This is a genomic window from Imperialibacter sp. (genome assembly GCF_040222385.1).
Classification (GTDB): Bacteria; Bacteroidota; Bacteroidia; order Cytophagales; family Cyclobacteriaceae; genus Imperialibacter.
This window is the reverse complement of the sequence record NZ_JAVKDF010000022.1, coordinates 142,130-159,439: the sequence shown is the minus strand read 5'-3', so window position 1 is coordinate 159,439 and position 17,310 is coordinate 142,130. Positions and strand designations below refer to the sequence as shown.

Annotated in this window: 17 protein-coding genes; 8 read left to right on the top strand and 9 right to left on the bottom strand. The window is 45.7% G+C overall.

Annotation, left to right across the window (positions count from 1 at the left end; all coding sequences use genetic code 11):
• Positions 1-68 precede the first annotated feature (68 nt).
• Positions 69-938 carry a cation diffusion facilitator family transporter gene (locus RIG68_RS08375; protein WP_350121024.1) on the bottom strand — a complete coding sequence of 290 codons (870 nt, stop codon included), beginning with the start codon at positions 936-938 and terminating at the stop codon, positions 69-71.
• Between the two features lie 97 nt (positions 939-1,035).
• Between RIG68_RS08375 and RIG68_RS08370 the strand changes: the two genes are divergently transcribed.
• The 5 genes from RIG68_RS08370 (at position 1,036) to RIG68_RS08350 (ending at position 6,135) form a co-directional block, all read left to right on the top strand.
• The gene (locus RIG68_RS08370) at positions 1,036-2,250 is read left to right on the top strand and encodes a DUF763 domain-containing protein (protein WP_350121021.1); all 1,215 of its coding nucleotides are present in this window, start codon (positions 1,036-1,038) and stop codon (positions 2,248-2,250) included.
• Between the two features lie 86 nt (positions 2,251-2,336).
• The gene (locus RIG68_RS08365) at positions 2,337-2,531 is read left to right on the top strand and encodes a type II toxin-antitoxin system VapB family antitoxin (protein ID WP_350088217.1); all 195 of its coding nucleotides are present in this window, start codon (positions 2,337-2,339) and stop codon (positions 2,529-2,531) included.
• A complete protein-coding gene (locus RIG68_RS08360; RefSeq protein ID WP_350121018.1) occupies positions 2,528-2,917 on the top strand; it encodes a PIN domain-containing protein in 390 nt (129 codons plus the stop codon). The genes RIG68_RS08365 and RIG68_RS08360 overlap by 4 nt, the downstream gene beginning before the upstream one ends.
• Positions 2,918-3,122: 205 nt before the next feature.
• The gene (locus RIG68_RS08355; protein ID WP_350121015.1) at positions 3,123-3,467 is read left to right on the top strand and encodes a PadR family transcriptional regulator; all 345 of its coding nucleotides are present in this window, start codon (positions 3,123-3,125) and stop codon (positions 3,465-3,467) included.
• Positions 3,457-6,135 (top strand): ABC transporter permease, encoded by a 2,679-nt coding sequence (locus tag RIG68_RS08350; RefSeq protein ID WP_350121013.1) that lies wholly within the window; start codon positions 3,457-3,459, stop codon positions 6,133-6,135. The genes RIG68_RS08355 and RIG68_RS08350 overlap by 11 nt, the downstream gene beginning before the upstream one ends.
• Positions 6,136-6,228: 93 nt before the next feature.
• Here the strand turns inward: RIG68_RS08350 and RIG68_RS08345 are convergent, their stop codons facing one another.
• From RIG68_RS08345 to RIG68_RS08315, 7 genes are all read right to left on the bottom strand, one after another.
• The gene (locus RIG68_RS08345; protein ID WP_350121010.1) at positions 6,229-7,134 is read right to left on the bottom strand and encodes a helix-turn-helix domain-containing protein; all 906 of its coding nucleotides are present in this window, start codon (positions 7,132-7,134) and stop codon (positions 6,229-6,231) included.
• A 179-nt stretch (positions 7,135-7,313) separates the two neighbouring features.
• A complete protein-coding gene (locus RIG68_RS08340; RefSeq protein WP_350121007.1) occupies positions 7,314-8,714 on the bottom strand; it encodes an alpha/beta hydrolase family protein in 1,401 nt (466 codons plus the stop codon).
• Between the two features lie 262 nt (positions 8,715-8,976).
• Positions 8,977-9,780 carry a DUF2306 domain-containing protein gene (locus RIG68_RS08335; protein WP_350121004.1) on the bottom strand — a complete coding sequence of 268 codons (804 nt, stop codon included), beginning with the start codon at positions 9,778-9,780 and terminating at the stop codon, positions 8,977-8,979.
• A 60-nt stretch (positions 9,781-9,840) separates the two neighbouring features.
• Positions 9,841-10,425, bottom strand: a complete 585-nt coding sequence (locus RIG68_RS08330; protein WP_350121001.1) for a Crp/Fnr family transcriptional regulator — start codon at positions 10,423-10,425, stop codon at positions 9,841-9,843.
• A gap of 344 nt (positions 10,426-10,769) precedes the next feature.
• Entirely contained in the window at positions 10,770-11,267 is a 498-nt protein-coding gene (locus RIG68_RS08325; RefSeq protein WP_350120998.1) for an outer membrane beta-barrel protein, read from the bottom strand.
• Positions 11,268-11,412: 145 nt separating this feature from the next.
• Positions 11,413-11,907, bottom strand: a complete 495-nt coding sequence (locus tag RIG68_RS08320; RefSeq protein WP_350120995.1) for a hypothetical protein — start codon at positions 11,905-11,907, stop codon at positions 11,413-11,415.
• Positions 11,908-11,992: 85 nt separating this feature from the next.
• A complete protein-coding gene (locus tag RIG68_RS08315) occupies positions 11,993-12,496 on the bottom strand; it encodes a hypothetical protein (protein ID WP_350120992.1) in 504 nt (167 codons plus the stop codon).
• Positions 12,497-12,645: 149 nt separating this feature from the next.
• Here RIG68_RS08315 and RIG68_RS08310 point away from each other — a divergent pair, with 149 nt between their 5' ends.
• Positions 12,646-12,972: a PadR family transcriptional regulator gene (locus tag RIG68_RS08310; protein ID WP_350120990.1), complete on the top strand. Its 327-nt coding sequence runs from the start codon at positions 12,646-12,648 to the stop codon at positions 12,970-12,972.
• A complete protein-coding gene (locus RIG68_RS08305; RefSeq protein WP_350120987.1) occupies positions 12,969-15,566 on the top strand; it encodes an FtsX-like permease family protein in 2,598 nt (865 codons plus the stop codon). Before RIG68_RS08310 ends, RIG68_RS08305 begins: the two co-directional genes overlap by 4 nt.
• A gap of 70 nt (positions 15,567-15,636) precedes the next feature.
• On the opposite strand, the gene RIG68_RS08300 is transcribed toward RIG68_RS08305, so the two are convergent.
• Complete coding sequence (locus tag RIG68_RS08300; protein WP_350120984.1) at positions 15,637-16,143, bottom strand: fasciclin domain-containing protein; 507 nt, start codon at positions 16,141-16,143, stop codon at positions 15,637-15,639.
• A gap of 281 nt (positions 16,144-16,424) precedes the next feature.
• Here RIG68_RS08300 and RIG68_RS08295 point away from each other — a divergent pair, with 281 nt between their 5' ends.
• A complete protein-coding gene (locus RIG68_RS08295) occupies positions 16,425-17,309 on the top strand; it encodes an NmrA family NAD(P)-binding protein (RefSeq protein ID WP_350120981.1) in 885 nt (294 codons plus the stop codon).
• Position 17,310: the final 1 nt, after the last annotated feature.

Below are 17,310 nucleotides of genomic sequence, written 5' to 3'. Positions count from 1 at the left end.
ATAGACCGGGACCGTTCTCGAAACTTCATTTTTATTAAATAACACTGTTGAGCAACCCTTAAAGCTTTTTATTCGTCGGGCTCGATATGTATCAGTACCTGGGCAATGCCTGGTATTTGTTTTCTTAGGGCCGACTTCAGTTTGTGAGAAATGTCGTGGCCTTCGGTGACGCTAATCTTCCCATTTACAATGGCATGAAGGTCGACATGGTACTGCATACCGGCTTTTCTAACAAAACATTTTTCTGTATCAATGACTCCATCAATTGTTTTCGCCACTTCTCTTATCTCAGCGACGACGTCATCGTACATGTGCTCATCCATGATCTCACCAAGTGCCGGTCGGAAAATAAGGTAGCTGTTGTACAAAATAAAGCCCGACGCCAGCAAAGCGGCCCAGTCGTCAGCAGCCTCGTAACCTTCACCAAAATAAATGGCGATAGAAATACCGATGAAGGCCATGATCGACGTGATCGCATCGCTGCGGTGGTGCCAGGCGTCAGCTTTCAAAGAGGAACTGTTGGTTTCCCTACCTCGTTTCATCACGACCTGGTAGGAGATTTCTTTCCAAAGGATAATGGCACCCAGCACATACAGCGTCCAGGCCTTTGGCGTTTTATGCGGAGTGAGAATGTGCAGGATACTTTCGTAGGCGATTACCGTTGCAGAGGTGACGAGAAAGGCCACCACAATGAAGGTGATGAGGGGCTCGATCCGCCCATGGCCATATGGATGATTGTCATCGGCCGGGCGTTGGGCGTACTTAAGCCCCAGCAGCACCAAAACAGAAGAAAAAATGTCGGTTGTCGACTCTATGGCATCAGCTATCAGCGCATAGGAGTTGCCAAAAAAGCCAGCCAGCCCCTTCAGCAACGCCAGGCAGGTATTGCCAACAATGCTGAAGTAGGTGGTTCGTATGGCTTTGTCCTCGTTTGTCATCAGATGGCTGGCTGGGGAGTCATTTAAAGGCAGCAATCTACCCGATTTTTAATACCCTGAAAAGGGTTTGTTCTACATTAGCCATAACTTTATATCTATGCAACGTTCCGGCCACACCGATCTTCCACTACACTATGGCACTGTGCCCCGCTGGCTGGCAGAAAGAATGGCCCTGCTCGGTGGGGCCATTGTGGAAGCCATTGTACTCGAATATGGCAAAGCGGAAGTGATCAGGCGCCTGAGCGACCCAGCCTGGTTTCAGTCGCTGGGCTGTGTGATGGGCATGGACTGGCACTCTTCTGGTATTACCACATCTGTAATGGGTGCCTTGAAGTCGTCGATTAACCCGGTTTCAAAAGAGCTTGGCATCTACATCTGTGGCGGTCGGGGCAAGCACAGCCGCAACACCCCAAATGAGCTCATGGCTATTGCTGACAAAACAGGCCTCAACGGCGCTGAGTTGGTTCGAAGTAGTCGGCTTTCGGCTAAAGTGGACAATACGGCTATTCAGGATGGGTTCCAGATTTATCTTCATTCTTTTGTGCTAACTGATACGGGAGAATGGTCTGTTGTCCAGCAGGGAATGAATGATGCCACTGGCTATGCAAGAAGATACCACTGGCATTCTTCTGAATTGAAGAGCTTTACCGAAGAGCCTCATACGTTTGTATATGGCCGAAACCAGGGGCAGATACTAAACCTTACGGCCAGGGAAGCTGACAAATCAAAGAATGGAATCATCGCCATTTCGAAAGAGCATCCAGACAAAATGCTCGCTGAGATCAAAAAGATCAAACTTCCCTCCCATCATGATGTGCAAGCGAAGGATGTCGACCTCAAACGACTGGGTGCCGTGCTGGTGCTGGCGCAAGATTTGCCAACGCATGATTTTGAAAGCCTGCTGCTTCTGGACGGCCTCGGCCCACGTACCCTCCAATCGCTAACCCTGGTGAGTGAGGTAATCCATGGCACTCCTTCTCGTTTCACCGATCCGGCCAGGTTCAGTTTCGCTCATGGCGGAAAAGACGGGCATCCCTTTCCCGTACCTACGAAAGTTTATGATGAAAGTATTGATGTGCTGCGAACGTCTATTGAAAAGGCCAAACTGGGCCAAAGCGACAAGCTCAAGGCATTGAATTCGCTGACAAAGGCAGCACAAGCACTGGAAAAAGACTTTGAGCCAACAGGCAGTCTTGACGACGTGATCAGGCAGGAAAGAGAGAATAGCTGGCGCTATGGTGGTAGAACCGTGAAAGGCAAGGCGAAACTGCCGAAGGGTTTACGGGGTGGACAGCTGGGGTTGTTTGAGTGAATGGCCCGGCATTGTTGTTTTCAATTAGTTAACTCATAGGCAAATACACCGTTTTATATGCTATCTTGCATATAAATTGATGTACTATGAGAACTACTCTGGATTTACCCGATGGGCTAATCGATAAAGCCATGAAGATATCCGGCGCAAAAACCAAAAGTCAACTGGTAACGGAAGCCCTGGAGGAGATGATTAATCGAAATCAAAGGTTAAAGCTCATATCATTTAAAGGGAAAATTGACCTTGACATTGACCTCGATCAGCTACGAGAACGAGAATGAGACTAAGTCCCAAAATATTAGTCGATAGCTCTATCTGGATTGACTTCTTCAGGCTGGGAAATTACGAAAGGCTGGAAACATACATACGGGAAGATCTTGTATGCACAAATGAACTCATTTTAACAGAGCTTCTTCCACCCCTGGAGAAATTAAAGCAAACGGACGTAATCAATAGTCTGCATGCTATCCCGTTAGTTGAATTGGATATTGATTGGTCTCTCATCAGAAAATATCAGGCACTGAATATCAGCAACGGTGTAAACAAAGTTGGGATACCCGATTTAATTATTGTGCAGCAAGTTATTGAGCACAATTTGACACTGTTGAGCAAAGACAAACACTTTGGGCTCATGCAACATTACCTTTCCTTCGAGCTGATTCAATAAAATCCTTCCCATAAAATTTAAATCTTCACGACGAGGCAGACGAAGTTTTAAAGTTGAAGGCAGCAATCAACTCTTAGCCCTTATCTTTTTACCCAAAAGCTGAAACCCAATTCATCTTTTAACGTCTAGCCATATATTAAATATACATTTAGGGTTTTTATGCCTTTCTATTTTATATACATTTAGGACATTAAAGGCAAATGCTATGAATAATTATCAATTGGGCGAGTTTGAAGAGGTTGTATTGTTAACCGTGGCCATCTTGAATGAAGATGCCTATGGTGTCAACATCAAGCAGGAAATTGAAATGCGGATGAAACGCAAAGTAAGTACGGGTGCTATGCAAACGGCTCTTCGCAGAATGGAAGCCAAGGGCTACCTGGCCTCCGAGTTTGGCGAGGCGACCGCAGTAAGAGGCGGCAAGAGAAAGCGCTACTTTAAGATTACCCCTTTTGGTGTAAAAGCCCTGGAGCATTATAAAGAAACAAGAATGAGCCTCTGGGATGCCATACCTGGTGCTGTACTTGATTTGAAGATCAGTGGAAGATAGGAAAACAAAATATTACCCGCCCAGCTGGGCCACCAAATGGTTTCTTTGGTTCTGTCATGCCGACTTTGCCGAGGATATACTTGGTGACCTGGAAGAGGAATATCAATTCCATGAGCCAGCAGTGAGCAAGCTAATGGCCGACTTTTGGTTTGTGAGGCAGGTGGCAGGCATGATGCGCCCCTCACTCATGAGGCCTCTTCTCCCCTTTTTGAAACTCAACAATAAATTGGATATGATTAAGAATTACATCAAAATCGGACTGCGCAACCTCACCAAATACAAGGTGAGTACCGCTATTAACCTGCTGGGGCTTTCCACCGGCATGGCCGCTTTTATTCTCATCGCATTGTTTGTGAAAGACGAACTTAGCTACGACCGCAACCATGAACATGCGGATGAGATTTTCAGAATAACGATTAAGAACTTCTCGGGCGACGGTGAGACACTGTCCCGTCATTGGGCGTTCGCTTCCGCTGGTCACGCCCCCCGCATTAAGGAAGACTTTCCAGAGGTGACTCATGCCACCCGTTTCTTTCCCTGGGCTTTCCCGGACGTTATTTATGGTGATAAAAGACTGCCCGGTGAGCAGGTCGTGTTTGCCGACCCTGACGTTTTTGATATTTTCACCTTCCCTTTTTTGCAGGGAAACAAAGAGTCGGCCTTCAGCAACGAGACTTCTATGGTTATCTCGGAAGATGCTGCCATCAGAATTTTTGGCAACGACTGGAGAGAGCAGGACATTGTTGGCAAGAATGTGAAAATTGAAGCAAGGGGTGCCGGGTTATCGCTCCAAATCACCGGGGTAATGGAGAATATGCCCCGTCAGCAGCATTTTCATTTCGACTACCTGGCCCCGTTTGCTATTTATGAAAACGTCGTCAATAACCCTGATGCAATGAACAATGTAACAGGTAATTACAACTACCTGACTTACGTAAGGCTCAACGATGCGGAGGCGGCCACCGCAGTAGAGGCGGGCGGAGATGCTTTTTTTGACAAGCACATTGCCGATATCAGAGGGGTAAAAGCCCACAACTACTACGGACTGGTGCTGCAACCACTCACCGACATACACCTCACCTCTAATATTTCTGGAGAAATAGAAAACAATGGCAGCATGTCGCAGGTGGTGATATTCTCTGTTATCGGTATGCTGCTCATCGTGGTGGCTTGCATTAACTACATGAACCTGGCTACCTCCCGTTACACCCGCAGGATGAAGGAAATCGGCGTTCGTAAGTCAATTGGCGCTTCAAGAGGCTCGCTAATCAGCCAGTTTCTTACTGAGTCGGTCATACTCACATTGATTTCGTTTCCTCTTGCGGTCGGCCTGGCCACCATTGCCTTGCCATCGGTGAATGCCTTTATGGATAAGCAGCTATCGATCAATTTCCTCCAGGATTTTGGGCTATTTTTGAGTGTATTCGGTTTATTGGCCCTGGTGGCCATGCTGGCTGGTATTTATCCCGCCATTTACCTTTCGGGGCTGGACACCATCCGCTCTCTCAAAGGAGAATCGACTTTCAGAACCGGTAAAGTGAACTTCCGTTCCGTACTGGTAACGTTCCAGTATGTGGTCACTATCGCTATTATCTTCTCGCTGGCGGTACTCAACGCACAAATGGGATTTATATTCAACTCTGACCCTGGCTTCGACAAAGAAAGCGTGCTGGATGTTTCGCTATCGAACGATATATATGGTAAAAAGGACGCTTTCCGAAATGAACTGCTTGCTAATCAGAACATCATACACGCCACTTTTGTGTCCCGGATTCCGACAGGTAACCTGCTCGACTCTCAGGGAGCAAGCATCTTTCTCGGCGATTCGCTTACACCGGTAAATTTCAGACTGCCCTATATCGTTGCCGATGAAAATTTCATCACGACCTACGGAATAGAAATGGCCGCAGGAAACGACTTCGAAAGGTATATGGACTCCGATTCAATTGGTTATTTTATCGTCAACGAGGCTGCGGCAAAGGCAATGGGCTTCCCCAGCGCAGAAGACGCCATCAACCGTTCGATGAACTATGGTGGCACCGACGGAAAAATTATCGGCGTCATGAAGGACTTCCACTTTGAATCGCTTCACAGCGAAATAGGCCCCATGATCATGGTTAAGAATGATAATTACCGCAGGATTTCTCTCAAAATAAACCCGGTAAACCTTTCAGAAACAATAGCCTTTGTGGAGCAGACCTGGGCTAAATTTGACCAGAAGAACACTATCAACTACAATTTTGTCGATGAGTCATTCGAAAACCAGTATCAGGGCGAGGAAAGGCTCAGCACCATGTTCAAAGCATTTGCTGTGCTGGCTGTGTTGATTAGCTGCCTGGGAATGCTGGGAATGGTCACGTTCATTGTCGAGCGCAAAACGAAGGAGATTGGTATCAGAAAGGTGTTGGGAGCAAAATCGCCTCACATCATCTGGCTGGTCAGTCAAAATTTCATTTGGCTGATATCAGTCGCTTCGCTGGTGGCTTTGCCTCTTGGCTACTACTTCATGAGCGGTTGGCTTGACTCGTTTGCTTATCAGGTAACGATTTCTCCAGTCCTTTTTGTCGTTCCCATTTTGGCTGTGATAATAATCACCTTGCTAACCATCCTCTACCGAACCATTAAGGCGGTGTATATTAACCCGGTGAAATATTTAAGAAGCGAATAAATAGGCTTTGTTAGTCAATAAAAAAAGAGGCTACATAAAACAGCCTCTTTTTTATTATCACGACATGTTATTCATCAAATAAGGCTGTTGCCACTATTCCCCCATCAACATAACACCACTCAAGTCTGCCCTTCCACTCTTCAAAAAAGCATAGGTCAATTTGTCCGCCTGGCAGTCAATAAACTGGATATGCTTCAATTTCTTGTTATTCTTAAAAAAAGTATTCACCAGGGTTGCACGCTGAAATGTCACTCTTGTAAATGTGCAGCTTTCAAAAAAGCAACCGTCTATTTTGCCTTCAAAAACCAAGTCAGCAAGCCGACTGCCAATAAATGAGGTGCGGCTCCACACAACATTGGCAATTTTATTGTTCCCGAAACCACCCGATTTAAACTCCACACCAGTAAAATCGGCACCAGTAAAGTCGCCGCTTTCGATATAACTTTTTAAAAATTCAACTTCATTTAGCGAACAGTCTCTGAATATATTGTTGGTCAAGTGAGAACGTTGAATGTGGCTGTTAGTAATGTCAGAATTTGAAAAGTCACAGTCACTCACATTGTTGCTATTGAGAAGAAGTCCTGACAAATTTGAACCGACAAACAGACAGCGTTGTATGTTGGATGCGCTGAACTTCTCTTGCAGATTTTTGAGACCGGAAAAGTCAACGTCCAGCCAGTTCCCATGCGACATATCCCAGTTAAGACTTTTTCTTGCGTTGGTGCCTGATTCTCCAGTCAGTAGTACGTTCTGTTTTTCTGATGCAGATCTGTCTCCATTTGTGCCGCTAGTAGAGAAGCTTTCTGAAAAATAGTTGAGGTCAACTCCTACTATTTTGGCAAGCTTGTCAAGAGTAATAATATCCGGGATAGATTCTCCTCGTTCCCATTTGCCCACTGCCTGCGGGCTAATAAAGAGCTGCTGCGCCAGCTGCGCCTGAGAGACATTGAGTTTCTTCCTTGCATCGGCAATTTTGCTACCAATCATCTTTGTTTCCATATGTGTCATCTTTATTGTTTTCGACACGATAAAGGTATTTCAACTCAATTCCCGGATCATCAATTAACTCGATCCTTATAGTTGTAATTACGCTAATTTTGGTTGCTTTTTGACAACTGCTGGTTGTATTTGTGTGTGGGTTGGGGTAACACCTTTAATCGGCACCTTCTGCCTCCGACTTATTTCGTTTGTCCTACTATCCAATCGGATACCTCCGTCAGGGCCACGGGAGAAAAGGTTTGCTCTATGACGGCGTATTCGGCCAGGGAACCGGTTTTGCTTTCCTGAAACAGATGATTCAGGCCAGGCAGCTCTTTGATGGTTGCCTTCTTATTTCCCCCTTTGTTTAATGCTTTTTTAATGGCTTCCAGGTTCTCCTTTGGTGGCACCTGCAAGTCGTTTTCTCCATTGAGCGCCAAAACAGGACATTTTACCTTTTTCAGGGCCGGTGCCGGATCATACTTGATAAAATACTGCATCCAGGGACTTACAAGCTGACTCACCTGCGAGTTCACAAAGTCATCCACATTCATGCCCTGCGGCAATACACCGCTTCCGCTCTCTTTCAGAGCGCTGCTGAGGTAGTTCGTCAGGTTTGTTTTTAGCTGTTCGGTGTTGGTAGCGCTGGCCACCATTTCAAATGCCTTTTTGCTGATTGACTGGTTCTTCTGCAAAACGTCATCGTTAAGCCCCGACGCTTTTCCAATCAATTGCTGTTGCAATAAAAGCAGCTGGTCGCCGGGGATGCCAGTTCCGGCTAACAATACGATGAAAGCCACGTCTTTGGAGCGGGCGGCCACCATTGGTGCTATGAGCCCTCCCTCGCTATGACCAATCAGCCCTATTTTACGCTTGTCTATTTCCTTTCGTGCTTGCAGATAGTCGATAGCTGCTTCCACATCCGTTGCGAAGTCCGCACTGGTAGCGGTTTTGAAATCTCCTTCGGATGAAGCAGTTCCTCTGTCGTCAAAACGCAGCACGGCAACCCCGTTTCTCGTTAAGTAATCGGATAGAACAAGGAACGGTTTATGCCCTGCCAGCTCCTCATCCCTGTTTTGCGGACCACTGCCGCTTATTAAGATAGCCACGGGGAACAGGCCAGCCTCTTTAGGTAGCGTCAGTGTCCCCGCCAGGAAAATGCCTGCTTTCTTATTCTCAAACGTGATGTCCTCGGAGTGGTAGGGATAGGGCTTTATTGGCTCTTGTGGTCTAACAACCCTTTCCTTTTCAACGATATCCTTTGATAGATTCATGGCAAAAGATTGACCAGCTTGCTTGAAGTTTCCAACTACCACACCGTCGCTGCCTAACTCGCCTTCATACACAATTCCAGCATTTGCGACGGTAAGTTTCAAAGTGGCATTTTCAAAACTTGTGTTGGTAACGGGTATTCCTCTGGCCCCCTGGTCGGGACTGTCCATTGTGGATCGGTAGCCATCTCCAACCTTGTTGATATTAAACACAACCCTTAATTGTATTCCCTGCACTTTCAGGATACCATTCCACTGTCCTGTTATGTCTTGCCCATACGTTGATACAGCTATCAGGATCATCAATAACAATGCGACCAGGCTTTTCATGTTTGGGCTTTTTTAAGTATTGACTAAAAGCGGGAATGTGGATCGGAGCCTTTCTCAAAAGTGATTTTGGTAGATAATAATAGTAAAATATTCAAAGAAAATGATTGTTGAAAAGAATTAAACCTGACATCGAACTTCGCAGATAACCCTCCAAGGGCTTCGTCTTTTCAGCGACTAGCTGTCATAGCTAAAAGAAGTGGCTAGCTGCAAGCAACCTCCTTAATCGCCAAGTTTGGCTAATCAGACATCTCTCTTTCTACACCTACATCCTCGGCACCCACAAACCCATGGTAGCTGCGACGATACCCAGGGCAGTGCCTATAGTGATCAAAAAAACCAGGCCGGAAAACGCCCATTTTGTTGCGGACACCTGTGATTTTTTAGCCAAAAAATAGAAAGCGACAATGGCTTGCGGAAAGACATAAACCATAAAGCCAAGAAAATTCAAAAAGGGCCCGGTGAATGTTTCAGGATCAAAACCTACAGGTGCCTGCCATGCCATGATCCACAGCATTAAAAACACCCGGAACAGCCAAACGCCACTCATTGCCAGGAACAAATGTACTGCCCATTGATTGTGTGAAGCGATGTTTCTGCGAATAGCATTTTTCACGGCAAAAAAGGCACAAATCATGATAATTACAGCATTCATGGTGATAACCACCGAACCTTCCAGCCCTCCAACGGACCCTTTTATCCAGCTGAGGTAAAGGCCTGCCAGGCTGATAATAAAGGCAGAGGCAATGTAAATGCGTCCACTAACTCTGTGAAACCTGGGCGCATAGCTGCGAACCTGCGGAACAAGCTGTATAGGCCCGAGAATGGTGATGATGGCCGCCAGGGCTACATGTAAGCCAAAGATGGCATTACCCAGCAGGTCGCCCTTGACGTAGAAGTGTGAAGAGGCCGCATTCCACCTTTCAAAGTCGCCGAGTGCTGCCGACTTCCAGTAGAGCATGAGCACGTAACAGGCAAAGATCATTTGGCCTATTACCGCCACTACAAACCATGACTTTGCGGCAAAATCCACAGCCTTCGTTGCTGCGGAATGATTCTGTACTTTCATATTGAGTTTTTTTGACCAGACAATAATAGCTGACCAAAAAGCAAGCACACTTAACAATTGTTAGGAAAGCAACTCCCGCCTGATGCGACTCAGGCTCTCGGGCTTGATGCCCAGGTAAGAGGAGATGTATTTGAGCGGGACGTTTTTTGGAATGTTTGGCTTTTCGTCAACCAGCTTGAGGTAGCGCTGCTCGGCGCTGAGGGTAGCAAGGTCAGTCGTTCTTTGCTTGTCCTCTTCCATAAGCTTTTGAAAAAGTAATAAAGCGTAGTCTTTTGCGGTCAAACCAGTGGCCACCGTGATGTCAAAACCTTCCTTGGTGATTCTAAGCAGCTCGCAGTCGGTGATACAATGAAGGCTCTCGTTGGAAACGGTTTGGTTAGCAAAGTGAAAATAAGAAGTGAAAAACCTTGGGGCATCGTTCAGGTCGACTGTTACTTCTTCCCCTTTTTCATCAAGCCGGAAATTCCTCATATAGCCCGACACGATGAAATTGTGGTATTTGGGCACTCTTCCAGCTTCTTCAAGTATGGTATCTTTTGGCACCCAAAGCGGGGTAAAATACTGTCTGCATTGCTCCTTGTCACTTTCCGGCATGGTAAGAATCTGTTCCACATAACTAAAAAATGTTTCGAAGTAGTGGTTCATTGTGCGTGAGAGTTAACCGGAAGGACAATATAAGAGATATCCCTTTAATAATTGAAGAGTGCAAGACAATGACCAATTGAGAAGGGTTGCCTGACTGCCACTCTTCCCTGTGCGAGGGAATTTTCCTTCTGGCAGAAGCTTTCTCTCTGTCAACCTGCGGACTACGAAATGGCTTCGCTGCACACTGATTTGATCCCGAAACCGGAAAAGGTTAAACAGTACGATGTCTCTGTTTTAAAAAAATAGGAGCCGCAGAGCTGAATTGCGAAGTTGCAATTGTGGTTAGCATGGCACAAATAAGAACAGCCGGTCTCCCAATGCAGACCGGCCATCCTCCCTGCGAACTATTGTAACTTATAGAACACGCCAAATCCCAACATGCCCTGGTCTGCATTGCCCAGGATATATTTGATCTCAAAGAATCCGTCAATCTTGCTTGTGAAGGAATAAGCCAAGCCGCCACCCATGTTCAGACCTACTTCTGTGTTGGTCGTTTTGGTGTCATTGACTTTTACTTTTCCGGTTGTGAAGTTTATCCCCACCAAAGGATACAATTTGACTGCCCCTCCCGGTATGAAATTGTAATGTCCGTCCACGTCGAACATCCATATGTTGGACTTCACTTTAGTTCCGTTTCCATTATTATAGGTATCAGGAAAGAACAACCCAAAACCTCCTGCTAGATCGATTTTCGGCGTGAGGCCCACCCTGGCTCCAAGTAGCACCCCTAATTTTTCACTTTGCATGGCGTACCCAAGACCCCCTTTCAGGCTTACATCCTGGGCTTTTACTTGCAGAAAACAGAGGGCAACAAAAAACGATAGAATGATAAATTTTCTCATAATGCTGGTTAGTTAAAATTAAAATGAACTGATTATTAAACGCCCGAAGAAAAGCAAAATAAATCAGTTTTGCTTAACAAAATTGATGGATACAGCATTTGAAAAGAAGGTCGTCAAATTATGACTTCGGCTTAGGCCCCACTACTCAAAAAGGTTGGTAAGTAAGCAGATAAGTATCAGCGATGTCCTCGTTGCTTCGCTGCAGCTGTAGTACAAGCGATTGCTCCTTTAGCTCAATGATGTCATATACAGTGATGGCGGGGCCGTTGGTAAGAATGAGCTGGCTCCCTCCTTTGCAAATACACCAGGTTCCCTTCTCATACACCTGTGGGCTTTCGGGTCGGGCTTTGACTGGCCCCTCGTCGAAGACATAGGTGCCTTTCGCATCAAAGATAGCTACGTCATCAAGATCAGATGGATTGAATTGGCCGGTAACGTCTTTGAAATCTTTTGTGGTCGGCATTGCGCCATCGGATAACCTCCTTGCCTCTATGCTTACCTCCTGCCACCTTTTGTTGGCAAGCAACAGTGCTTGTTGAGTAAGGCGAAATTTACATGGAGGCGTATTTCTGGTCAGCAGCGTTCTATTGCAAGAACTAAAGGCTAACAGCAGAAGGACAAGCGCCGGAAATCTATTCATACATGAGGAAGCACGGTGGTGACTCCTCAAAACTAAAAATATAGTTATATATAAACTAATGTTTTAGTTAATAATTAATGTGCTGTCAAAGTTGTCTCGTTTCAGCCTCTTTTGGAAAATGGCTTTTGAACCGCCTGTAAAACCAAAACATGAGGGCTGCGCCTATCCCACCCCAAAGAATGAAGCCAACCCAATTGTCGGAATCGGCTTCTCCGGCTACGATATACGCTTCGGGAACTGTGGGGTTCACAAGAAGGCTGAGGGTATCTCCTGTGTGAACTTCAGACGGATCGTCTGTACTGCCTTTGAAAATAATGCGGGTAAATTGACGGGCAGTATCGATAACCGTCATTTGGGGATGTTCAAAACTTATGATGGGTGTAATCTCAAGATAGTCTCTGAATTTACCATTGCTGCTTCTTTCACGTTTTTCAACCACGCTCTCCCCTATCACATCGGCTTTTATGGGCAGGCCATAGTCGTATAAAGTCTCACCTTCCAGCAGGTACTGACAAGTCGACTGGTACAAGACTGCCAGCCCCAGTAGACCAATACATATCGTCAATATAAATCCGAATCCCTTTTTCATGGTTTCAAAATACCCTTTTCGAATCAGTAATAAAATATTGGTTTGATAAAGAGGACAGGGAGAGCCTTGCAATTGTAAAATTTTATCAAGTCTCCATTTAAGAAACAAATAAGTCTTTATATTTGGTCTCCAATTAGAACACTAATACTATGAAGGGAACGCAGCTCGGTGAATTACAAGAGGTTATACTTCTTTCGATACTGATACTTGATGAAGATGCTTATGGACTGAAAATTCAGCAGGACATCAGTGAAAGACTCAACAGGCGTTTGAGCCGGGGCGCATTGCACACAGCTCTCACACGATTGAGCGAAAAAGGGTTTGTTACCTCCTACTATGGCGGTGCTACACAAGAACGTGGCGGTCGGCGCAAGCGCTACTATGCGCTTACTGTGAGTGGCAAAGCCAGCCTCAGGGAAATGAAAACCCTCAGAGACGAAATGTGGAGCCTTGTCCCTTCAACACAACTGTTATGAGTCATCCGCACTTACCCAAGTTTTGGTCCCGGCTGCTACAATGGTTTTGTAGGGAAGAACTGTTCGAAGAGCTTCAGGGAGACCTGGAAGAGGCTTTTGGAGAAAACATTGAAAGCTTTGGTTTGAAGCGAGCACGAAGAATTTACCGGCTAGAGATACTAAAGCTGATGCGTCCATCTGTAATCAAAAACGTACCTGCCGTGAGGATCAGTCAGTTGCCAGGAAATTACCTTATTACTTCCATTCGGGCCTTCAAGCACAACCCATTCTATATAGGAGCCAATATCCTGGGTATGGCCCTTGCGCTTTCCATCGGCACCATCGGGTATTTCAACTATCGGTTCAACGATACTTTCAACGAATATTTCCCTGAGGCGACATCCCTTTATAAAGTCAACGGACTGCGCACTGGTGAGTCAACCGTAGGTACCAGTCCGGCAGCCCTGGCCCCTGCCCTGAACCTCGTCGGCATAGCAGCCTTTCGCTATCACGACGAGCGCATAGCTGTGAAGCTTGAGAACCAGGCTGGCACCGGAAGCGGACATAAGCTGTTCATGGAAGGCTTGTCCTTTTCTGAACCTGGCTTCATTCGCTACTTTGATTTGATAAATATCAACAACGAACCATTGCCAGTCCTGAGCCATGGTGAAGTGTATGTATCGGATGAAACTGCGATGAAGTTCTTTGGCGAGCCTTATCCGGTTGGCAAACTGCTGACGGTTATATTGCCAAATCATCAGGAGCAGCTGTTAACGGTGAAAGATGTTTTCCCAAAGCTCCCTAACAATACGAGCTTCAGGCTGTCTGTCATTGCCGACTTTGATCACTTATCAGACTTTTATGGAATAGATGAAAATAGCTGGTCCAATTGGGTCGATGGCACATTTGTTTATGCACCTGAAGGCGATATGACCAGGTTGGTGTCGCAAATGAATACTTACCTGGATGTTCAGAACCAAGCGAACAAGGACTTACAAATCAGTGGGTACAGACTCGACAATATACTGGAGTGGCCAGCCCTAGAGGCATCGTTGCACAATTCTGCTTTTGTGCCGCAAATGCATCCGGCAGCAGTAGCTGGTACATTGGGTTCTGCCATTGGCATTTTGCTTTTGGCCTGCTTCAATTTTATCAACACCAGTATTGCACTGTCGGGCAACCGCCTCAAAGAGATCGCTGTGCGAAAAGTGCTGGGAGGAAATAGAACGAGCACAATTGCCCAGTTCATTCTGGAAAACTTCTTGATGATAGGGATAGCTGTGGTGATTGCGCTGGCCCTTACCTACTACATGATTCCAGGCTACAATGCCATGATGAGCTACGAGATCATTCAACCTGACCAGATTCCATGGACCACTTTTGTATACTTTGGTTTGGTACTGGTGTTGTGTGTCGGGCTGATGGCAAGTGCCTATCCTGCTTTCTACATTTCAAAGTTTCCCTCGCTTGCCATCTTCAGAAACAAAGTAGTGCTTTCTGGTAAGAATAGGCTGATGACGGTACTGCTTACAATGCAGTTTACGCTCTGCTTCTACAATATATTTGGCCTGCTGGTCACCGCCGACAACGCATCGTATCAGGAAAGGCTCGATAGAGGCTATGACCTTGGGGGAGTGATCAATATTCCTTTGAGTCAACCCCAACAGTACACTGCATTAGAAGATCGCCTGAAACAGCAAACTGATGTCAGGCAAATGGCTGGTACGAGCTCGCTGATTGGGTTCAGCTTTAACAACCACTCAATTGGTTTCAATGGTCAGGAATATGAAGTCGCCGAACTGGGTGTAGGTGCCGGATACCTTGAAACACTGGAAGTAAGGCTCATCAATGGCTCAATGTTTTCGCAGACTGAGACCAACACAGGCGAGGCCAGGAAAGAAATGGTGATCAACAAAATGTTTGAAGAGCAGCTGGGAGGCGATGCGCTCAACAAGCCGGTCACATTTAATGGGGAGAAATACACTGTGATTGGCGTAGTGGAGAACTTCAATCTGCGCCAAATCATGTTCGACAACAAGGTAAAGCCTTGTATGATGCGCCTTGAAGCTCCTTCAAGTTACAGCTATGCCACACTGAAAGTGGATGGATTGACGACAGACAAAAACAGGGAATTGGAAGCCCTATGGTATGAGCTGTTTCCACAGGAGCTCTACGGTGGGTTTCTTCAGGAAGACGTTATGCAGCAGGTGAGGCAAACCAACTTTATCATGATCAATATCAGCACGATAGTGGCCACTATTTCCATTCTTATATCGATTCTTGGGCTCTACACGCTCATTTCACTTATCGCACAAAAGCGAAAGAAGGAGTTTGGTGTTCGGAAAGTGATGGGCGCCTCGTGGCAGCAGATCACCCACCTGCTGGGAAGGGACATCTATTGGATCCTTGGTATCGCCGCCCTCATTGGCCTTACCGGCGGGTCAGTGGTGATGAACGCTGTTTTTGATAGTATCTATGCCTACCATATCGACATTGACCTTCTCCACTATGTTTGGCCAACCATGATCATTCTTGGGATTGTTGTAAGTGCTGTGGGCTACAAAATGATGCAAACCAGTAAGTTGAATCCTGTGGAGCAGTTGCGAACTGAGTAAGATGGCTTCGAATAAATTAACAAAAAAGCCCTCCGTGAAAGGGGGCTTTTGATCAACTCAATAGGATAAATTACTTGGGTAACACCACAGTATCAATGACATGAACAAAGCCATTTGTACCCTTTAGATCAGTTGCTGTTACATATGAAGCATTGCCTGATTCGTCAGTCAATTTCACCTTCATTCCCTCCATCGACGCAACTAGCCTACCACCACTCACAGTTGTTAGTTCAGACTTTCCCTTCCCACTTTTGATAGCGGCCACAACGGCAGCAGCATCGAATCTTCCGGGTACTACATGGTAGGTTAATATTTTTGCCAACTGTGCTTTGTTCTCCGGCTTCAATAAGCTTTCAATAGTACCTGCCGGAAGTTTTGCAAACGCAGCGTTGGTTGGCGCAAATACAGTGAAGGGCCCTTCACCTTTCAGCGTGGCAACCAGGTCAGCCGCTTTTACTGCAGCAACAAGTGTAGTGTGATCCGCAGAGCCGATCGCAATATCGACAACATCTTTTCCCTGACTGAAAGCCACTGATGAAGTAGCCAAAGCGAGCATTAGAACGAATAATTTTTTCATGATTAATTTGTTTGATTGCAGTCCGAACAGAGTGTTCGCAAATAGGTTTTCGAAAAAGGATGTTTTTTTTGAGCTAGCTCAAAAAGCCAACTATCCAAACTTGCCATGTGAAGGCAATCAATCGCCTGTGGTACCGGCGTGTCGTCTGAAGAGAAAATGCTCTGACTTACTAGTTTGATTTTGGTATAATTGTTTGCCATTTTGGTGAAAGGCATAATTTGAACAGTGGGTATTCGCCCTTTCGATTGCTCCGGTAAACGTGGAATTGTATAAGTAAGAAAATGAAAAGAGTACTAGTAACTGGTGCAACGGGAAACATCGGAAGAGAGGTGATACACTTTCTCAACGAATTGAACCAAGAATGCGAAATAATCGCCGCCGCTCGAGATGTTGAGAGCGCAAAAAAAGAGTTTTTAGGGTACCCGAGCTTGTCCTTTGAATGGTTTGATTTTGAAAATCGGAACTCGTTTGCTTCGGCGTTTGAAAGTATTGACAGGCTGTTTCTTCTTAGGCCGCCCCATATTTCGGAAGTTGAAAAGTACTTTCAACCTCTTTTGCTGGCAGCTAAGGAAAGTGGCATTGAAGAGATAGTTTTTTTGTCGGTTCAAGGCGTGGAAAAGAGTAGCATTATCCCTCACAACAAAATAGAAGCTCTTATACGGAGTTACGGCTTCAAGTATATTTTTGTCCGTCCCGGCTACTTTATGCAGAACCTGACAACGACGCTTTTAGCTGAAATCCGGGAGAACCACACAATCACACTCCCTTCAGGACACGCCAAATTCAATTGGATTGACGTAGGGAACATTGGAGAGGCTACAGCCATGCTAATTAACTCATTTCCTGAGTATCAGAATGCTGGCTACGATATTACTGGCACCGAAAACAAAGACTTCTACCAGGTCACTTATCTAATGAGCAAAGTGATCGGCACAGAAATTTGTTTCAACAGTATCAACCCGTTAAGTTTTTACTTTAAAAAGAGAAATGAGGGCGTTCAAAAAGGCTTCGCATTAGTGATGACGATGCTTCACTTTTTACCAAGGTTTCAAGAAGAACCTGAAATCTCTGAAAACTTCGAAAAACTAACAGGCAAAAGCCCCACTAGGTTAGCTGACTTTATCGAAAGAGAAAAAATAAAAATGACCCGGCTCAATTGGATGTGAG

Bases quoted from the DNA above. Each gene is read 5' to 3' on its own strand.
- RIG68_RS08375 (WP_350121024.1), bottom strand. From the start codon at position 938: ATGACAAACGAGGACAAAGCCATACGAACCACCTACTTCAGCATTGTT.
- RIG68_RS08370 (WP_350121021.1), top strand. From the start codon at position 1,036: ATGCAACGTTCCGGCCACACCGATCTTCCACTACACTATGGCACTGTG.
- RIG68_RS08365 (WP_350088217.1), top strand. From the start codon at position 2,337: ATGAGAACTACTCTGGATTTACCCGATGGGCTAATCGATAAAGCCATG.
- RIG68_RS08360 (WP_350121018.1), top strand. From the start codon at position 2,528: ATGAGACTAAGTCCCAAAATATTAGTCGATAGCTCTATCTGGATTGAC.
- RIG68_RS08355 (WP_350121015.1), top strand. From the start codon at position 3,123: ATGAATAATTATCAATTGGGCGAGTTTGAAGAGGTTGTATTGTTAACC.
- RIG68_RS08345 (WP_350121010.1), bottom strand. From the start codon at position 7,134: ATGGAAACAAAGATGATTGGTAGCAAAATTGCCGATGCAAGGAAGAAA.
- RIG68_RS08340 (WP_350121007.1), bottom strand. From the start codon at position 8,714: ATGAAAAGCCTGGTCGCATTGTTATTGATGATCCTGATAGCTGTATCA.
- RIG68_RS08335 (WP_350121004.1), bottom strand. From the start codon at position 9,780: ATGAAAGTACAGAATCATTCCGCAGCAACGAAGGCTGTGGATTTTGCC.
- RIG68_RS08330 (WP_350121001.1), bottom strand. From the start codon at position 10,425: ATGAACCACTACTTCGAAACATTTTTTAGTTATGTGGAACAGATTCTT.
- RIG68_RS08325 (WP_350120998.1), bottom strand. From the start codon at position 11,267: ATGAGAAAATTTATCATTCTATCGTTTTTTGTTGCCCTCTGTTTTCTG.
- RIG68_RS08320 (WP_350120995.1), bottom strand. From the start codon at position 11,907: ATGAATAGATTTCCGGCGCTTGTCCTTCTGCTGTTAGCCTTTAGTTCT.
- RIG68_RS08315 (WP_350120992.1), bottom strand. From the start codon at position 12,496: ATGAAAAAGGGATTCGGATTTATATTGACGATATGTATTGGTCTACTG.
- RIG68_RS08310 (WP_350120990.1), top strand. From the start codon at position 12,646: ATGAAGGGAACGCAGCTCGGTGAATTACAAGAGGTTATACTTCTTTCG.
- RIG68_RS08305 (WP_350120987.1), top strand. From the start codon at position 12,969: ATGAGTCATCCGCACTTACCCAAGTTTTGGTCCCGGCTGCTACAATGG.
- RIG68_RS08300 (WP_350120984.1), bottom strand. From the start codon at position 16,143: ATGAAAAAATTATTCGTTCTAATGCTCGCTTTGGCTACTTCATCAGTG.
- RIG68_RS08295 (WP_350120981.1), top strand. From the start codon at position 16,425: ATGAAAAGAGTACTAGTAACTGGTGCAACGGGAAACATCGGAAGAGAG.